Here is an 18,463-nt window from a genome sequence, read left to right as displayed (position 1 = left end):
GGGATCCACCCGTTCCCATCCCGAACACGGAAGTTAAGCCCTCCAGCGCCGATGGTACTTGGGGATGACCCCTGGGAGAGTAGGTCGTTGCCAGGCAAATTGTCACCCGAACCACCTTCAGCAGTCTTGCTGAAGGTGGTTTTTTTATGCTTGTTAAAAACGGTTGGCCAGTGGCGGTGGCAATGGTTTGGGAGAGCTGTAGAAAGGATGTGGAAAGAGAGAAATGAACTGGTTTTCCTCTCCAAATCAAAATGTTGAAGGCATCCGTTTCAGCCAAAGGATGAAATGTAATGTGTGGATTATCAACAAAAATGTCACGCAGAAATTACAGAAAGCAGGCAAATCGTCAGGTTGAATGCACAAATTTTCAACATGAAGGACTTGATGTTTCTTGTCTGGGGCCGTTGAAAATATCTAAGAGCCGGTCAAAAAATCCGGAATCATCCATCTTGCCCGAGGAAGAACGTTTGGACTTGGTGCAGACCGGATATGGATTAAAAAATTAATCGTCCGGAAAACCGATTTAAAAACCGGTTAAAAGCGGAAAGTGGCAATTGCATTTGGCCGGAATATCATACCCGCATCTGACGATACAGGGGGAGTAAGAGATGTGCGGCGGGATGGGACAAAGCAGGCGATGCAAAATGAGGAAAAGAAAGCCCGGATGTTTTTTCTGCAGCCATGGAATGGAAGCGGAATGAAACGGCTTTTTCTTGTATCAAACGGGTCTTAAACAAGGTTTTTACGGATTTTGTGTTGCTTAAGGCCAATTTTTTTCTTGAAAAACCAAATTTATTGCAAAAAACACGAACAAGGAGAAATTTGTTATCTGTAAATGTTCGTTTATTATATTGACGTGTTCCATGGGTTCCTGTTACACTGATAGTGAATTAAATAGCTGTTGTTTTCTCATATATGCTCAGGAATATGGCTTGAGCGTCTCTACCAGGAAACCGTAAATTTCCCGGCTATGAGAAAAAAACTGTTGGTGGGATCTTCTTGAAGGAAGATGAGCCTAAGCAGTAGTTTTTCTCATGCCCTTTTTCAGAAAACCTGCTGTTTAGGCTTATCTTTTTGAAAAGGAGAGGAACCATGGATCAGGCAAAAGTCGGAGTGATTATGGGAAGCACCTCAGATTGGCCGACAATGAAAAATGCATGTGAAGTGTTGGACGAATTGGGAATCAGCTATGAAAGCAAAGTCGTTTCCGCCCACCGCACCCCCGATGAAATGTTTCAATATGCCAGTGAAGCTGAAAACCGGGGCATTCAAGTCATAATAGCGGGGGCAGGGGGAGCCGCCCATTTGCCGGGAATGGTGGCAAGCAAAACCGTATTGCCGGTGATCGGGGTTCCCATCAAAACATCTTCCCTGAATGGATTGGATTCCTTGTTGTCCATTGTGCAAATGCCAGGAGGCGTTCCGGTGGCAACCGTTGCCATCGGCAAAGCCGGCGCGGTCAATGCCGGATTGCTGGCGGCGGAAATGCTCGGCATCAACGATCCGGAAATTCGCAAACTCCTGCAGCAACGAAGGGAGCAGATCCGTGAGCGGGTGTTGAAGGAGAGTGATCTTGCTTGAATTCAAATTTGGAGGAAACACCGCAAGCATTGATCTCTCCGGGCCAAACCATCGGTATTTTAGGCGGGGGACAATTGGGAAGAATGATCATTAATGAAGGGAGAAAGATGGGTTTTCACTTTGTGACCCTGGATCCCGATCCCGATTGTCCGGGAGCGCAAGCATCGGACCGGCACATTGCGGCTCAATATGACGATTGGGCTGCCGTGGCCAAACTGGCCGGACAATGCGATTTGATTGTGTATGAATTTGAAAACATCCCTCCGGAAGTGGTTGAACACCTGGAAAAGATCAAGCCGCTTCCACAGGGAAGCCGGTTGTTGAAAACCACCCGGCATCGGTTGAGGGAGAAAAAAGCGCTCCGGCAAGCGGGTGTTCCGGTGGCCCGTTTTCAAGAAGTGAATACGTTTCAGGATCTGATGCAGGCAGTGGAAGAGTTGGGATGGCCGGCCGTGCTCAAAACGACAACGGGCGGTTACGACGGAAAAGGACAGTGGATTTTGCATTCCCGGGATGATATGAACCGGTTGCCGGACGGCCTGTTTCGAGAAGGCAAACCCTTCATACTGGAGGAATGGGTTCCTTTTGAAAAAGAAATTTCGGTGGTCGTTGCCAGGAGTATTCACGGAGAAATGGCTGCTTTTCCGCCGGCTGTCAATGTGCATCGCAATCATATTTTGCATCTGTCGGTTTCCCCGGCTCCGGTTTCCGATTCCGTCATCCGACAGGCCGTCCATTGGGCCAAACAGATCGCGGAGTCTTTGGAGGTTGTCGGTCTCATCGCAGTGGAGATGTTTTGCATGGAAGACGGAAGGCTGCTGGTGAATGAACTGGCTCCCCGGCCTCACAATTCCGGCCATTACACCTACGATGCCTGCCTGACTTCACAATTTGAACAGTTGATCCGTGCCGTTGCCGGGCTGCCGCTCGGACCGGCGGAGCAAGTAAAGCCGGCTGTGATGGTGAATCTCCTCGGAGAGCACATGGAAATGTTCCGGCGGCATTTTCCCCGGCTCCCGGGGGATATCAAGCCGCATTGGTACGGAAAAAAGGAAGCAAAGCCCGGAAGGAAAATGGGGCATCTGACCTTGCTCGGCCGGTCCATGGAAGAAGCGGTTCAGTGGATGGACGGGAGCGGAATTTGGCCTCCTTTGACGGAACAAGAAAAAAAGGTTATTTATAATAGAGATTCTTAAAAAAGGGTGGAAAAGCAATGATTGAACGTTATACGCGACCCGAGATGGGACAAATCTGGACCGAAGAAAACAAATACCAAGCATGGTTGGAAGTGGAGATTCTTTCCTGCGAGGCTTGGTCCAAATTGGGCGTCATTCCGGAAGAAGACGTCAAGCAGATCCGCAAGAACGCGGAAATTCATGTGAACCGCATTTATGAAATTGAACAGGAGACACGCCATGATGTGGTGGCCTTCACCCGGGCGGTGGCGGAAACTTTGGGACCGGAATCCAAATGGGTTCACTATGGATTGACCTCCACCGACGTGGTGGATACGGCGCTTTCCTATCTCTTAAAGCAAGCCAATGAAATCTTGCTCAAAGACCTGGACCGTTTGATTGAGGTGTTGAAAGAAAAAGCCAAAGAGCATAAATACACCGTCATGATGGGGCGCACCCACGGGGTTCATGCGGAACCGACCACATTCGGACTGAAAATGGCCCTGTGGCTGGAAGAGATGAAACGAAACAGAGAACGTTTCTTGCAAGCCATGGAGACCGTGCGGGTTGGAAAAATTTCCGGGGCGGTCGGAACGTATGCCAATATTGATCCTTTTGTGGAGAAATATGTTTGCGAAAAACTGGGGTTGAAACCTTCCCCGATATCGACGCAAACCCTGCAACGCGACCGTCATGCGCAATACCTCTCCACCTTGGCCCTGATTGCCACATCGCTGGAGAAGTTTGCCACCGAGATTCGCGGCTTGCAAAAAAGCGAGACCCGGGAAGTGGAAGAGCCTTTCCGCAAAGGACAAAAAGGTTCTTCGGCCATGCCGCACAAACGCAATCCGATCGGTTGCGAAAACATCAGCGGATTGGCCCGGGTGGTTCGCGGACACATGGTCTCCGCATATGAAAATGTTTCTCTCTGGCATGAACGGGATATTTCCCATTCATCGGTGGAACGGGTGATTTTGCCGGATTCCACGATTTTGCTCAACTATATGTTGAATCGTTTCACCAACATTGTTCGTGATTTGACCGTATTCCCGGAGAACATGAAACGGAATATGGAACGGACCTTCGGTCTCATTTATTCACAACGGGTGCTGCTCAGTCTCATCAACAAAGGCCTGAAACGGGAAGAGGCATATGACCGCGTCCAGCGTTTGGCCATGCAGGCTTGGGAGGAACAGCGTCCGTTTAAGCCCCTGGTGAAACAAGATGAGCTGATTTCCCGGACATTAACCCCCGAAGAGGTGGAAGATTGCTTTGATTACCGGTACCACTTGAAACAAGTGGACACGATTTTCACCCGGTTGGGGTTGGATGATTGATTTCGCGGTGAAGCCGGTTTTCCGGCTTCCCTCCCACCTTCCTTTGAAAGGAGCAGGGCAATGGATACCTTGGAGATGTTATACGAAGGAAAGGCCAAGCAAATTTTTAAAACCGGTGACCCTTCCTTGGTTTTGGTGCGGTACAAGGATGCGGCAACGGCTTTTAACGGTGAGAAGAAGGCTGAGCTTTCAGGCAAAGGCGAATTGAACAACCGGATCAGTTCCTTCTTCTTTCAACTGTTAAGCAATGAAGGCATTCCACATCATTTTGTAAGAGAAGTTTCCGCACGCGAGCAACTGGTGAAAAAGGTGAACATCATCCCGCTGGAAGTGGTGGTGAGAAACCGGGTGGCCGGTTCCATGGCCAAAAGGCTGGGGCTGGAAGAAGGACAAATCCTGCCGCAACCGGTGGTGGAGTATTATTACAAAAATGATGAGCTTGGGGATCCGCTTTTGACGGAAGACCATGTGGCCATCTTGAATCTGGCAACCCCTGCGCAAAGAGCCCGACTCAAAGAGATGGCTTTGCAGGTGAACCGCTTTTTGTCGGAGTGGTTGGATCAACGGGGAATTATGTTGGTGGATTTTAAATTGGAATTTGGAACGGATGAAAAGGGTGAAATATTGTTGGCGGACGAAATTTCACCGGATACTTGCCGCTTTTGGGATAAAGAAACCGGGGAGCGTCTGGATAAAGATCGTTTTCGCCGTGATCTCGGCCAGGTTGTGGAATCTTATCGAAAAATTTGGAATCGTTTGGAAGGGGATAGCCATGTTTAAAGCTGAAATCTTCGTGTCGCTGAAAGAAAGTGTTCTGGATCCGCAGGGGGTGGCCGTCAAAAGTTCATTGCATTCCCTCGGGTTTCAAAAAGTGAGCGATGTCCGCATCGGCAAGCGCCTGGAGATGATGCTGGAATGTGACAGCCGGGAAGAGGCGGAGAAACAGGTTCAAGCGATGTGTGAAAAAATGTTGGCCAATCCAACGATAGAAAATTATACCTTTGAACTGGAGAGGGTGTCCTGACGTGAAATTTGCGGTTCCCGTATTTCCCGGATCCAATTGTGACATGGACTGTATCCATGCGGTTGAAGACGTATTGGGCGAACCGGTGACGCCGGTATGGCATCATGAGTCGGATTTGTCTTCGTTTGATGCCGTGATTTTGCCGGGAGGATTTTCTTACGGCGACTATTTGCGCTCCGGTGCCATTGCACGGTTTTCCCCGGTGATGCAAGGTGTCAAAAAAGCAGCGGCAGACGGAAAACTGGTGATCGGTATCTGCAACGGATTTCAAATTTTGCTGGAAAGCGGATTGTTGCCGGGAGCGATGTTGAAAAACAAAAACCTTTCTTTTCTCTGTGATTTTCAGACCCTGCGCGTGGAAAACGCCAAAACCCCGTTTACGATGCAGTATCAGGAAGGCGAACGGATCCGGATTCCGATCGCGCATCAGGAAGGCAATTACTACTGTGACGAAAAGACCCTCGCCGGGTTGGAAGAAAACGGGCAGATTGTGTTTCGTTATGCGGATGAAAATCCCAACGGCTCCGTGCAAAACATCGCAGGCATTTGCAACCGGGAAGGAAACGTGCTGGGCATGATGCCCCACCCGGAAAGGGCAATTCACGAGTGGATGGGATCCGAAGACGGAAGACGCCTGTTTCAATCGATGTTGAAATACGGGAAGGAGAATGGCGGTGCAGCTTGAGAACAAAGTGATCGAGAAGTTGGGCAATGAACCCTCCCCGGAAGTGATCAAGGAGAAAAAATTATACCGGGAGATGGGGCTGTCGGATCAGGAGTTTGAACAAATTGCCGGGCATCTGGGACGTTTGCCGAACTGGACGGAAACAGGGATTTACAGTGTCATGTGGTCAGAACACTGCAGTTATAAAAATTCAAAACCGTTGTTGAAGCGGTTTCCGACCCAGGGTCCAAGGGTGATTCAAGGGCCCGGGGAGGGAGCCGGGGTGATCGACATTGATGATGGCCAAGCCGTTGTTTTTAAAATCGAAAGTCACAATCACCCTTCAGCCATTGAACCGTTCCAGGGGGCCGCAACCGGGGTGGGCGGCATCATCCGGGATGTCTTCTCCATGGGCGCCAGACCCGTTGCGCTTTTAAATTCGCTCCGGTTTGGCGATTTGCGTTCCCCGAGGGTCCGTTATCTGTTTGAACAAGTTGTGGCCGGGATTGCCCATTATGGAAATTGCATCGGCATCCCGACCGTGGGCGGGGAAGTCGTTTTTGACGATGCATATGACGGCAATCCGTTGGTCAATGCCATGTGCGTGGGTGTCTTGAATCATGACGAGTTGCAAAAAGGGGTTGCCATTGGTCCGGGAAATCCCGTGATTTATGTCGGTTCCAGCACCGGACGGGACGGGATCCACGGAGCCACGTTTGCCAGTGAAGAGTTGAATGAATCGGCCGGGGAAAAACGTCCGGCGGTTCAAGTCGGCGATCCGTTTATGGAGAAGCTGCTGCTTGAGGCTTGTTTGGAAATGGTGAAAAAGGAAATGTTGATCGGGATTCAGGACATGGGCGCCGCCGGACTCACCTGTTCCAGTGCCGAAATGGCGGCCAAAGGCGGGCACGGATTGGAACTGAATCTGGATCTGGTTCCCCAGCGCGAAAAGGGAATGACCCCCTATGAGATCATGCTTTCCGAATCCCAGGAACGGATGCTTCTGGTGGTGGAAAAAGGACGGGAGCAAGAAATCATGAACATCTGCAAGAAGTGGGGCTTGCAATCCGCCGTGATCGGGCAGGTGACTGAAGGGAACCGTTACCGGATTTATTTCCAAAACCAATTGGTGGCTGACATTCCGGTCAATACGCTGGTGGATGACGCCCCGGTTTATACCCGGGAGGAAAAAGTCCCGGAATATTATGTGCAAAACGCTTCGGTCCAACCGGAAGAAGACTTGAAAGATATTGATCCCGGGCAAGCGCTTTTGCAGATGGTTTCTTCCCCCAACATGGGAAGCAAAAAGTGGGTTTACCGCCAATATGACCACATGGTGCGTGCCAGCACGGCGGTGCGGCCGGGATCGGATGCCGCGGTGGTCATTCTTCGCGGGACGGAGAAAGCCTTGGCCATGTCCACCGACGGAAACGGGCGTTATGTTTACCTTGATCCGGTTCAGGGAGGAAAAATTGCCGTCAGTGAAGCGGCGCGAAATGTGGTTTGTTCCGGGGCTGAGCCTTTGGGCATCACGGATTGCCTGAATTTCGGAAACCCGGAAAAACCGGAAGTGTATTGGCAGCTGTCCAAGGCAATTGACGGCATGTCCGAGGCTTGTCGCGTGCTTGAATCCCCAGTTATTGGCGGAAATGTCAGCTTATACAACGAAACCAAAGGAAATCCGATTTACCCGACTCCGGTGGTGGGAATGGTCGGGCTGATCCAAAAGCGGGAGCATATCACGACGCAATCATTTAAAAACGCCGGGGATGTGATTTTCCTCCTGGGGGACACTTATGCCGAATTGGGAGGAAGCGAGTTGCAACATCTGATCACGGGCTTGGTCAGCGGCCGGCCGCCGGTATGTGATCTTCAGAAAGAACAGGCTGTGCAAAAAGCGGTTCTTCAAGCCATTCGTTCCGGATACGTCCAATCGGCGCATGATGTGTCCGAAGGCGGTTTGGCTTTGGCTCTGGCCGAATCTTGTATTTCCGGCGGAAAAGGGGCAACCGTCTCCGTGGAGACTGACTTGGCACCGGCCGTCTGTTTGTTCAGTGAAAGTCAGTCGCGCATTTTGATCACCGCTTCCCCGGAAAATGCGGGTCAGATTCAGGAGATTGCCCGCCAATACGGAGTTCCTTGCCGCAAAATCGGGGAAGTGACCGGTGAACGTAAGTTGAAGGTCTCGGTAAACGGGCGCGGTGTTATTCACCAAGATGTTGATCTTTTGAGCAAACGATGGGAGGCTGCCATTTCATGCGCGATGAATCCATCTTCGACTTCGATGAGTTAAACGAAGAATGCGGTGTATTTGCGATCATCGGACATCCGGATGCCGCGCTGCTCACATATTACGGCTTGCACGCTTTGCAACACCGGGGGCAGGAAAGTGCCGGTATTGTTTCCGCTGAGGACGGGGAATTGTTTGCCAAACGGGGGACCGGGCTGGTGACCGAAGTGTTTGATTCCGCGAATTTGAAAGGGTTAAAGGGAACCACCGCCATCGGCCATGTCCGGTACTCCACCTCCGGGGGATCCGGATTGGAAAATGCCCAACCTTTGCTCTTTAATTTTTCGTCGGGCAAATTGGCGATTGCGACCAACGGCAACTTGGTGAATGCCAAACGGTTGCGCTTGCAACTGGAAAAAGAAGGATCCATTTTTCAAACCACATCCGATACGGAAGTCATTGCCCATTTGATTGCCCGTTCAAAAGCCCCGACACTGGAAGAAGCCGTCAAAGAAGCCCTGAAGCAAGTGGTCGGCGCCTATGCTTTGCTCATCCTGACCAATGATCAATTGATCGTCGCTTCGGATCCGCACGGCCTTCGTCCTTTTGCCATGGGGAAAATCGGAGAGGCTCATGTCTTTTCATCCGAAACCTGTGCGTTTAATGTGATCGGCGCAGAATTGGTAAGAGAAATCGAGCCGGGGGAGATGATTGTTTTCGACCGGAACGGCGGGATGAAAACCACCCGGTTTGCCGGAAAAAGAGAACGCGCGCTTTGCGCATTTGAATATGTGTATTTTGCCCGTCCGGACAGTTTGATCCGCGGGGTGAATGTGCATGCGGCCCGCAAGCGGATGGGAAGAATCTTGTCGCAAGAAGCACCGGTGGAAGCGGATGTGGTGACCGGGGTGCCGGATTCCAGCACCTCAGCGGCAATCGGGTTTGCCGAAGCAACGGGCATTCCGTACGAGTTGGGATTGATTAAAAACCGCTATATCGGACGGACTTTCATTCAACCGAGCCAGGAATTGCGGGAACAAGGCGTGCGGATGAAGTTAAGCGCCGTGGAGGGTGTGGTTTCCGGAAAAAGAGTCGTCATGGTGGACGATTCGATTGTCCGGGGCACCACCAGCCGCCGGATTGTACGGATGCTGCGGGAAGCGGGCGCCACGGAAGTTCATGTCCGCATCAGTTCCCCTCCTGTGAAAAATCCGTGTTTTTACGGAATTGACACGCCGGACCGCAAACAGTTGGTGGCGGCGGTGAAAAGCATCGATGAAATTTGCAAAGAGATTGGCGCCGATTCGCTGGCTTTTCTCAGCGCCAAGGGAATGCTGAATGCCATTGGATACACTTCATCCGATCAAAACCACGGGCACTGTCTGGCTTGTTTCACCGGTGAATATCCGACCGAAGTGGAAGAGGGACTGACATTGGAGGGGAAATCATGAGTCAAGCGTACAAGGCCGCAGGAGTCGATATCCAGGCCGGCAATGAGACCGTCAAACGGATCAAAAAGCATGTGCAAAGAACCATGCGTCCCGAAGTGTTGGGGAACATCGGCGGATTTGGCGGATTGTTTGCCTTAAAGCCTTATGAGGAGCCGGTACTGGTCTCGGCAACCGACGGCGTCGGGACCAAACTGTTGATTGCCATGATGATGGACAAACATGATACCGTCGGCGTGGATTGTGTGGCCATGTGTGTGAATGATATCATTGTTCAAGGGGCAGAGCCCTTGTTTTTCCTGGATTATTTGGCCACCGGCCGCCTTTTTCCCGAACAGGCCGAAAAAGTGATCAAGGGAATCGCCGATGGATGCGAACTGGCAGGCTGTGCGTTGATCGGGGGAGAAACAGCGGAAATGCCCGGAATGTATTCATCGGGAGAATACGATATCGCCGGGTTTGCAGTGGGGGTTGCCGAAAGAAAGAATCTTTTGCCGCGGAAGAACATCCAAGAAGGCGATGTCCTGATCGGGCTTGCTTCCAGCGGACTCCACAGCAATGGGTTCAGCCTGGTGCGGAAAGTGCTGCTTCAGAACCAAAAACATTCACTTCACGAAGAAATTCCGGCACTGGGACAAACCCTGGGCGAAGAGTTGCTCACCCCGACCCGCATTTATGTAAAAACCATATGGACGCTTCTCCGGGAATTTACCATCAAAGGCATGGCCCACATCACCGGAGGCGGGTTTGTGGAAAATATTCCCCGCGTTTTGCCGGAGGGGGCTTGTGCCGTGATTGACCGGTCTTCATGGGAGATCCCACCGATTTTTTCCTTGATTCAAAAAGAAGGAGCCATTGGTATTGAAGAAATGTACCAAACATTCAACATGGGAATCGGCATGGTCCTGATCGTCCCTGAAGAAGAAGCCAAAGCGGTGGCTCAAGCTGCCGGGCAACTTGGGGAGAAGGCTTGGATCATCGGAAACATCGGAATCGGTACCCAACCCGTCCGGTGGACAGGAGGGGATGCATAGTGGGTGTAGCTGTTTTTGCTTCCGGTAACGGGAGCAATTTTGAAGCGCTGGTCCACCATTCCCGCAAGCACGCTTGGGCAGATGAAATCCGGCTGTTGTTTTGCGACCGGCCGGGAGCCGGTGTGATCGGGCGGGCTGAACGGTTGAAGATTCCGGCCATTCAACGGAGCCCCAAGGAATTTGCCGATAAAGCGTCTTATGAAAGATGGCTGCTCGGGGTGTTAAAGGAACATGGGATTGACCGGATCGTGCTGGCAGGATATATGCGGTTGATTGGCCCGACATTGCTGGAGGCTTATCCCGACCGGATTATCAATATCCATCCTTCATTGTTGCCGGCGTTTCCCGGAAAAGATGCCATTTTGAAAGCCTACTGCCATCCGGTTTGTGTGTCCGGCGTCACGGTTCACCTGGTTGATGAAGGAATGGATACCGGACGGATTTTGGCACAAGTCCCGGTTTCCATCGAAAAAGGGGACACTCTGGAAACCTTTGAGGAAAAAATGCATCAGGCAGAGCACCGGTTGTATCCCGAGGTTGTTCAAAAATGGATTGCCGGTGAAATCGGGATTAAAGAACAGTACAGCTGATAAGGGAGGCAGAACATTGGCAAATGCAAAGCGCGCATTGATCAGTGTGTCGGACAAAACCGGGATTGTCGATTTCGCGCAGAAACTGGCATCCCTGAATATGGAAATCATCTCAACGGGAGGAACCTGCCGGTTATTAAAAGAAGCGGGGATTCCGGTCAAAAATATCTCGGAAGTCACGGGGTTTCCGGAAATCTTGGATGGACGTGTCAAAACCTTACACCCCAAAATCCACGGCGGAATTTTGGCCAAACGGGACACCGCTTCCCACCTGGAGCAATTGAAAGAAAACGGAATCGGAACCATTGATGTGGTCATCGTCAACCTTTATCCCTTTCAAAAAACGATTGAAAATCCGGATGCAACGTTGGAAGACGCCATCGAAAACATCGATATCGGCGGCCCTTCCATGCTTCGTTCCGCGGCCAAAAATCATCAGGATGTCACAGTCGTGACCGATCCACAGGATTATGACCGCGTTTACCGGGAATTGTTGCAACAGGGAAGCACCAGCTTGGAAACCAGAAGATATCTGGCCGCGAAAGCTTTTAACCATACGGCTTATTATGATGCGCTCATTGCCGGATACTTTAATCAGTTGCTGGACAATCCGTTCCCGGATCAACTGACCATGACATTCACCAAAGCACAATCGCTCCGCTATGGGGAAAACCCGCATCAAAAAGCGGCTTTCTACAAGAAAACCTTTGGCAACCACAGCCACACGTTGGCCGGAGCCAAACAACTGAACGGAAAAGAATTGTCTTACAACAACCTTAATGATGCCAATGCCGCCTTGGAACTGGTGCGCGAATTTGACCAGCCGGCCGTCGTTGCCATCAAGCATATGAATCCGTGCGGAGTGGGACTGGGTTCCAATCTGTTGGAGGCATATCAAAAAGCGTATGAGGCCGACCCGGTGTCCATTTTTGGAGGCATTGTGGCAACCAATCAGACGGTGGATGCCCAAACGGCGGCGGAAATGAAGAAAATCTTCTTGGAAATCATCTTGGCGCCGGCCTTTACGGAGGAAGCCCTTGAGATTTTAAAAACGAAGAAAAATTTGCGTTTGTTAACCGTGGAAGAAGCGGCGAAAGGACAAGCAGGCATTCCGTTGAAACTGCAATCGATCGGCGGAGGGCTCCTTGTACAGGAAGAAGATCTGAAAAGTCTGGTGAAAGACGAATGCAAAGTGGTGACGGACCGTGCACCCAGCGAAGAAGAATGGGAGCAGTTGTTGTTTGCCTGGAAAGTCGTCAAACATGTCAAATCCAATGCCATTGTGTTGGCAAAAGATTTCCGGACGGTGGGCGTCGGCGCCGGGCAGATGAACCGGGTCGGTTCGGCGAAAATCGCCATTGAGCAGGCCCAAGAGGCTTCCAAAGGATCCGTGCTTGCTTCGGATGCTTTCTTCCCGATGAGAGACACGGTCCAAGCAGCCGCCGAAGCAGGGGTGACCGCCATCATCCAACCGGGCGGGTCGATCCGGGATGAAGAATCCATCGAAGAAGCCAACCGGCACGGCATTGCCATGGTGTTTACAGGGATTCGCCATTTTAAACATTAATCATTCATGAAAGAGAACGGGAGACGTATCAGAAGCCTTTTCTTGTGCGTATACTGGGAATAATTTTTGTGGAAAATGTAAATAGCACAAAGGAGGAATGAAGATGCGTCTCCTTTCATGGTCTCTTATGTGGATCAGCATCGCTCTGGCTTTAACCGGGTTGACGACATATTGGGCATATGATCTGGATCTTGCCGTTTGGCAAAGGCAACTGCAAACCGCAAGCGGTGTCTTTTACATGGCGGCAATGATCATCGGCGGAGTGTTTACCACCAAACGGTCTTATCGTCAGAAAAAACCTGTGGATAAAGAGCGGTCCTTTATCTGCATCATGGTGACATTGGGATTGTTTACGATCAGCCTGATGATTTCATAAGAAGAGCGGGGAGGAGACAATAAAGTGAAAGTGTTGGTTGTCGGCAACGGAGGAAGAGAACATGCCATTGTTTGGAAATTGCTAAAAAGCCCCAAGGTGGAAAAAGTGTATTGTGCACCAGGCAACGGAGGAATTCAGAAAGATGCAGAATGTGTGGATATTGCCGCCACTGACATCGAAGGGTTGGTTCACTTTGCAAAGGAAACCAAGGTGGATTTAACGGTGGTCGGCCCTGAAGTTCCCTTGTTGTCGGGAATTGTAGACCGTTTTGAAGAAGAGGGCCTTGCCATCTTTGGTCCCCGCAGGGAAGCGGCACGGATTGAAGGAAGCAAACGGTTTGCCAAAGAGTTCATGAAAAAATACGGAATTCCGACGGCAGATTTTCAATCATTCACGGAATCTTCGAAAGCAATCGAATATATCCGCGAGAAAGGTGCCCCCATTGTCATTAAGGCAGATGGTTTGGCGGCTGGAAAAGGGGTTGTGGTGGCAAGCACTTTGGAAGAAGCGGAAAAAGCCGTCATTAAGGCAATGGAAGAAAAGGTTTTCGGCGATGCCGGACAGGAGATTGTGATTGAGGAGTTTTTAAGCGGTCAGGAAATGTCGTTGATGGCGTTTATGGACGGAAAAACGGTTAAACCGATGGTGGTTGCCCAAGACCATAAGCCGGTGTTTGATCATGATCAAGGCCCCAACACCGGGGGAATGGGCGCTTATTCACCGGTTCCCCAGATTCCGGATGAAGTGGTCCGCGAAGCCGTTGAAACGATTTTGCTTCCCGTGCAAAAAGCGTTTAAAGAAGAAGGAATCGAGTACAAAGGAGTATTGTATGCGGGGTTGATGATCACCGCATCCGGACCGAAAGTGATTGAGTTCAATGCCCGCTTTGGCGATCCGGAAACCCAAGTGGTGCTGCCCAGACTGAAAACGGATTTGGTGGAAATCATGGAAGCGGTCATTGATGGCAAGCTCTCGGAACAGGACATCGTGTGGAGTGATCAAACCGCCGTTTGCGTGATTTTGGCCTCGGGCGGTTATCCGGGCTCGTATCAGAGAGGAGTGCCCATTCAAGGACTTGACAAACCGGCTGCCGATACGGTGATTTTCCATTCCGGAACGGTGTTGAGCGGTGAAGAGTGGTTAACGGCAGGAGGACGGGTTTTAGGAGTCACGGCATGGGGAGAGTCGATTCAAGAAGCACAAATGCGGGCTTATGAGCGGGTAAAACAAATTTCGTTTGACAATGTTCATTACCGGACCGATATTGCAAAGAAAGCTTTGTAAACCGCTGAACGGGACTGCTGGATGCAAACCAGCAGTTTTTTTATGTAAGGAAAATAATAAAAACGAGCCGCTGGGTCAGGCTCGTTAAATTTGGCAACCGGCACCGGTTGCGCAATAAAAGCCGTGTTCTTCATTCATTATCCAATTTGAGTCGTTTCTTTTTCCCCTTGAATGCTGATTCCGTTGACCGGGATCTTAAACCACCAACCGCCTTGTGTTTTTTTGACCGGTTGGTAACCCGCTTTTTTCAGGGAACGGGCAACCGTCCAGCTGGCGGTGTATACGGTGGCCAAATTGGTCGACTCATCAAATTGGATCACAGTTTCTTTTTCCATTTCGCTAAGAGACATATAACTCACGCTCCTAAAACGGTTTTAATTTTCAAAAAACCGATCGTTTGTTCGCATTGCTATTAACCTTATTGTACCACTTTTTTTATGGAATGCCACCTCTGAATCAAAATCAACTTGATTCTTTTTTTCGACGTCAGGTTACAAATTATCCTGCTTATTCATGATAAAAAATGACGAAATTTGTATACAATATTACCAAAGTTCGATTTTTGTCGAATGAAGAGTTGGAAAGGTCGGACAAGTGTTATGGTGATCTTAGCTTGATTCTACGCCATCTGACGCATTTAATCAACTGCCATCTTACAGCACAGGAAAGAAAAAGGCTGAAAAAAGTGTTAAAATTCTTGTCGATCAGGTGAATGAGAGATTTTTATGAAGAATTTTTCTTCATCTTTCCGCGGGCGAAAGCGTTTTCCTGCGTGTTGGCAAACACCTCGTTTGTCAGAAAACGTCAAATTTCGAAAGTGACCCGCGGAACAGATTTTCTTGAAAATCATTATACAAAAGAGTCAGAATTTAATCAAGAGATTCTCTTTTGTATTTTTATATTTTTATGTTATTTATGATTGCGTCTCCCCTTTCTTTTCTAAATCAGGAAAAAAGGGGAGAAAAAATTAAATTTTCATAGATTGCATTATGAAAATGCAATCATCCATTCCATGTTTTATTCTAATATTGTATAGTTTTAATTAAATATAACTTTTTTCATGAGAGCTTTCTGTTTTCTTTTCCGAAAATGGCGATAATTGGACAAAAACGGGTGACCCCCTCTGCAACTTTCAGAGCCGAATGAATCGCCAAACACAAAGGAAAACGACGACGTTTTGCCGATGCACAATAAGCCAGACCAACCAGTCCCAACGTAATGCGAATCAAAGCATCCAACGTACCCACATTCTTTTGCAAAGAAATCCCTCCTTTTGGCTTGTTACTGTTATTTTTGCAGGTTGTGCGCTGAAGTATGCAACCTGTGGACAGGTAAAATGTTATTCGACTGGCAAGTACAAAAATTGAAGGGGAGAGAAAGATTGTTCATCGAGATTTCAGCTGCGGAACAAAACAGGTTGATTGATGTGGCAATGGGAAGAAAAGCCCCCAGCAAGTTGATCTTGGGAGGAACGGTACTGAATGTGTACACCGGACAACTGGAAAGAGCCGATATCGCCCTGTCCGGAAAAAGAGTGGCCTATGTCGGTCCGATGGAGCAAAGCGGGCTGAAGCTGGATGAAGAGATTCCCACTCTGGATGCGACCGGACAAGTGTTAGTCCCCGGCTATATCGAGCCTCACTCCCATCCGTCACAAATTTACCATCCGCTCACACTGGCGGAAAAAGCCGGATCCTTGGGTACCACCACTTTGATTTGTGATAATGTGGTCTTTTTTGCCGAAAAAAATTTGTCACAAGTCATACATATGATGGATCAATTAAAGAAGTCACCCGTTAAATTTTTCTGGTGGGCACGGTTGGATCCCCAAGCCACTTTGCCCGATGAACGGAAAGAGCTGTTTGATCAAAAACGGGTGGAAGAAATGATCGGCTATGACCAGGTGGTGCAAACCGGCGAGCTGACCGACTGGGCGTCCTTGCTGGATGGCGATGAAAAAATGGTTTCCTGGATCACTTCGGCCAAGAATCAAGGCAAAAAAGTGGAAAGTCATGCCCCGGGGTCTTCTTATCAAACCCTGGCCAAATTGTCTGCGGCCGGCGTGACCGGCGATCATGAAAGCATCAGCTGCGATGAAGTATTCAAAAGGCTCCGTCTGGGGTATATGGTCTCCTTGCGATACAGTTCCATCCGCCCGGATCTTCCGGATATCATGAAAGAACTGGTCCGGCAAGAAAATGTGCCGTGGCACCGGTTGATGATGACAAGCGACGGGGCGACACCGTTATGTTTTAAAGACGGATTTGTTGATTATTTGATTCGCTTGGCGATCGAAAGCGGTTGTCCGCCGGTTCGTGCTTACCAAATGGCAACCATCAATCCGGCCGTGTATTATCGTATGGATGAGCATCTGGGAGGAATTGCCCCGGGACGGATTGCCGACATTAACTTTTTGTCTTCATTAAATGATCCCACGCCGGTCAAAGTGATGGCCAACGGAGAAGTGATCGCAGAAAACGGAGTATTTAAGGAAGAGAAAAAATTGTCGCGTGAGACCGTTTATGCGGGAATGAAATGGGATATGTCATCCTTTGAAGTGAAGCCGGAGGATTTGGTCATTCCGGATCCGGGGAAAAAGAGATTTCCGGTGATCCAATTGATTAACTCCGTGATCACCAAACGGTCCAAAGAAAAAGTGGAAGTAAAAGATGGAAAAGTTTATTTGCCGGAGGATGATGAACGGCTGTTTTCTTTTTTGATTGACCGGAACGGCCGGTGGATCACCCACGGATTGATCCGCGGATTTGCCGTCGGTATTGACGGATTGGCGACGACCAACACGGGATCGCGTGATATCTTGGTTTTGGGAAGGGATCCGAAAGCGATGGCGATGGCTGTCAATCAAGTGATCCGGGACCAAGGGGGATTGGTTTGGATCCAGGATGGAAAGGAAAAGTTTTATTTGCCTCTGCCTTTATTGGGTATCATGGTGGACTTATCCCTCGATGACCTGATCGAACGGTTGGAGCCATTTGTTGATGAACTGAAGCAGTATGGGTTTTCCCATTTGGATCCGCTGTTTACCATGACGTTTTTATCCTCCACGCATCTTCCTTATATCCGGCTCACCAGTGAGGGGATCATGCAAGTGAAGAAGAAGAAAGTGGAGTATCCTTCCAGCCGGCTTTTGGAGCTGGTATAGTTGTTTTGAAGACGGATCCACATGCAGGTGGGCTTCTCAGACGGAACCCACCTCTTCCCCCTAAATAAACAAAAAATTCCGATAATAAAAAAGACGGCTGCAGAGGATTTCAAGAAATCCCCGTTGCAGTGAAAGTTTGTTGAGAGATCCGGCGCCCTTTTCCGTAAGGAATGCACAAGGGGGTGCCGAAAATCGGATCGGTTGTCACCTTGGACTTCAGTTTGAAAACTTCTTCAACCATGCGTTCGTTGACCACCTTTTCCGGAGCACCCTGGGCATAGACGGTTTGGTTTTGGATGGCGACAATATGATGGGCATACCGGCAGGCCAAATTCAAATCATGCAGGACCATCACAATGGTACGCCCTTCTTTCTGGTTAAGGTCAAACAAAAGATCTAAAATTTCAATTTGATGAGTAACATCCAGATAAGTGGTCGGCTCATCCAACAAAATGACATCCGTGTCCTGGGCCAGGGTCATTGCGATCCAGGCACGTTGCCGTTGCCCTCCTGACAATGCGTCCAACGGATGATCCGCATATTCCGTCATTTGTGTCATTTTTAAAGCCCACAACACTTTTTCTTCATCTTCCTTGGACCATTGGCTGGCCCAAGTTTGATAAGGATAACGGCCTTGCTTGACCAGTTGCATCACGGTAAATCCTTCGGGAGTTTCGGGTCCTTGGGGAAGGATTGCCAACTGTTTGGCGATTTCTTTGGAAGGACATTTGTGGATTTCTTTTCCATTTAAAATGATTTGCCCTTCAACCGGTTTCAAAAGCCGCGCCAGCGAGCGCAGGAGGGTGGATTTCCCGCAACCGTTGCTTCCGACAAAAACCGTGATTTTTCCGTGCGGAACTTCCAAATTTAATTCCCGGATAATGGTGGAAGAGCCATATGCCAGTGTCAATTGGTGAGCGATGATGCCTTTTTGCAACAGGAACGCCTCCAGTCAGCCCTTGATCGGACCGCATTTGTATTTGTCTTTCA

17 protein-coding genes, 1 rRNA gene and 1 riboswitch are annotated in these 18,463 nt (G+C 49.6%); of the genes, 15 read left to right on the top strand and 3 right to left on the bottom strand.

All coding sequences use genetic code 11. The features are described from left to right. From rrf to purD, 14 genes are all read left to right on the top strand, one after another. Nucleotides 1-96 (top strand): 5S ribosomal RNA (gene rrf, locus I8U21_RS14270); the annotation flags it as partial. A gap of 793 nt (nt 97-889) precedes the next feature. Continuing rightward, a riboswitch (purine riboswitch) is annotated at nt 890-991 on the top strand. Between the two features lie 101 nt (nt 992-1,092). Then, entirely contained in the window at nt 1,093-1,581 is a 489-nt protein-coding gene (gene purE, locus I8U21_RS14265) for a 5-(carboxyamino)imidazole ribonucleotide mutase (protein ID WP_181732841.1), read from the top strand. Further along, nucleotides 1,578-2,777, top strand: a complete 1,200-nt coding sequence (gene purK / locus I8U21_RS14260; RefSeq protein ID WP_232337686.1) for a 5-(carboxyamino)imidazole ribonucleotide synthase — start codon at nt 1,578-1,580, stop codon at nt 2,775-2,777. The genes purE and purK overlap by 4 nt, the downstream gene beginning before the upstream one ends. A gap of 17 nt (nt 2,778-2,794) precedes the next feature. Next, nucleotides 2,795-4,093, top strand: coding sequence for an adenylosuccinate lyase (gene purB / locus I8U21_RS14255; RefSeq protein ID WP_181732840.1), 1,299 nt, complete (start codon nt 2,795-2,797; stop codon nt 4,091-4,093). 60 nt (nt 4,094-4,153) lie between these two features. Next, on the top strand, nt 4,154-4,873 hold the full coding sequence (purC, locus tag I8U21_RS14250) for a phosphoribosylaminoimidazolesuccinocarboxamide synthase (protein WP_181732839.1): 720 nt from the start codon (nt 4,154-4,156) through the stop codon (nt 4,871-4,873). Next, nucleotides 4,866-5,117: a phosphoribosylformylglycinamidine synthase subunit PurS gene (purS, locus tag I8U21_RS14245; RefSeq protein WP_181732838.1), complete on the top strand. Its 252-nt coding sequence runs from the start codon at nt 4,866-4,868 to the stop codon at nt 5,115-5,117. Before purC ends, purS begins: the two co-directional genes overlap by 8 nt. Before the next feature lies 1 nt (nt 5,118). After that, on the top strand, nt 5,119-5,802 hold the full coding sequence (purQ, locus tag I8U21_RS14240) for a phosphoribosylformylglycinamidine synthase subunit PurQ (RefSeq protein WP_181732837.1): 684 nt from the start codon (nt 5,119-5,121) through the stop codon (nt 5,800-5,802). Continuing rightward, on the top strand, nt 5,792-8,074 hold the full coding sequence (gene purL, locus I8U21_RS14235) for a phosphoribosylformylglycinamidine synthase subunit PurL (RefSeq protein ID WP_370527096.1): 2,283 nt from the start codon (nt 5,792-5,794) through the stop codon (nt 8,072-8,074). Before purQ ends, purL begins: the two co-directional genes overlap by 11 nt. Further along, nucleotides 8,038-9,462 carry an amidophosphoribosyltransferase gene (gene purF, locus I8U21_RS14230; RefSeq protein ID WP_198054156.1) on the top strand — a complete coding sequence of 475 codons (1,425 nt, stop codon included), beginning with the start codon at nt 8,038-8,040 and terminating at the stop codon, nt 9,460-9,462. The genes purL and purF overlap by 37 nt, the downstream gene beginning before the upstream one ends. Beyond that, entirely contained in the window at nt 9,459-10,493 is a 1,035-nt protein-coding gene (gene purM / locus I8U21_RS14225; protein ID WP_198054155.1) for a phosphoribosylformylglycinamidine cyclo-ligase, read from the top strand. Before purF ends, purM begins: the two co-directional genes overlap by 4 nt. Beyond that, complete coding sequence (gene purN / locus I8U21_RS14220) at nt 10,490-11,083, top strand: phosphoribosylglycinamide formyltransferase (RefSeq protein WP_181732847.1); 594 nt, start codon at nt 10,490-10,492, stop codon at nt 11,081-11,083. The genes purM and purN overlap by 4 nt, the downstream gene beginning before the upstream one ends. A 16-nt stretch (nt 11,084-11,099) precedes the next feature. Continuing rightward, a complete protein-coding gene (purH, locus tag I8U21_RS14215; protein ID WP_198054154.1) occupies nt 11,100-12,650 on the top strand; it encodes a bifunctional phosphoribosylaminoimidazolecarboxamide formyltransferase/IMP cyclohydrolase in 1,551 nt (516 codons plus the stop codon). A gap of 103 nt (nt 12,651-12,753) precedes the next feature. Continuing rightward, nucleotides 12,754-13,026 carry a hypothetical protein gene (locus tag I8U21_RS14210; RefSeq protein WP_198054153.1) on the top strand — a complete coding sequence of 91 codons (273 nt, stop codon included), beginning with the start codon at nt 12,754-12,756 and terminating at the stop codon, nt 13,024-13,026. A gap of 24 nt (nt 13,027-13,050) precedes the next feature. Continuing rightward, nucleotides 13,051-14,310, top strand: coding sequence for a phosphoribosylamine--glycine ligase (purD, locus tag I8U21_RS14205; protein WP_198054152.1), 1,260 nt, complete (start codon nt 13,051-13,053; stop codon nt 14,308-14,310). Nucleotides 14,311-14,447: 137 nt separating this feature from the next. Here the strand turns inward: purD and I8U21_RS14200 are convergent, their stop codons facing one another. Together I8U21_RS14200 and I8U21_RS14195 are read right to left on the bottom strand one after the other, a co-directional pair. Further along, nucleotides 14,448-14,660 (bottom strand): hypothetical protein, encoded by a 213-nt coding sequence (locus I8U21_RS14200; protein ID WP_037996188.1) that lies wholly within the window; start codon nt 14,658-14,660, stop codon nt 14,448-14,450. A gap of 708 nt (nt 14,661-15,368) precedes the next feature. Continuing rightward, a complete protein-coding gene (locus I8U21_RS14195) occupies nt 15,369-15,569 on the bottom strand; it encodes a YgaP family membrane protein (RefSeq protein WP_181732829.1) in 201 nt (66 codons plus the stop codon). 122 nt (nt 15,570-15,691) lie between these two features. Here I8U21_RS14195 and I8U21_RS14190 point away from each other — a divergent pair, with 122 nt between their 5' ends. Beyond that, nucleotides 15,692-17,473, top strand: coding sequence for an adenine deaminase C-terminal domain-containing protein (locus tag I8U21_RS14190; protein ID WP_198054151.1), 1,782 nt, complete (start codon nt 15,692-15,694; stop codon nt 17,471-17,473). A gap of 109 nt (nt 17,474-17,582) precedes the next feature. Here the strand turns inward: I8U21_RS14190 and I8U21_RS14185 are convergent, their stop codons facing one another. Next, nucleotides 17,583-18,410, bottom strand: a complete 828-nt coding sequence (locus tag I8U21_RS14185; RefSeq protein WP_181732827.1) for an ABC transporter ATP-binding protein — start codon at nt 18,408-18,410, stop codon at nt 17,583-17,585. Nucleotides 18,411-18,463 lie beyond the last annotated feature (53 nt).

It is taken from the genome of Thermoactinomyces sp. CICC 23799 (genome assembly GCF_016055145.1).
Classification (GTDB): domain Bacteria; phylum Bacillota; class Bacilli; order Thermoactinomycetales; family Thermoactinomycetaceae; genus Thermoactinomyces; species Thermoactinomyces intermedius.
This window is presented reverse-complemented; position numbering and strand designations above follow the sequence as displayed.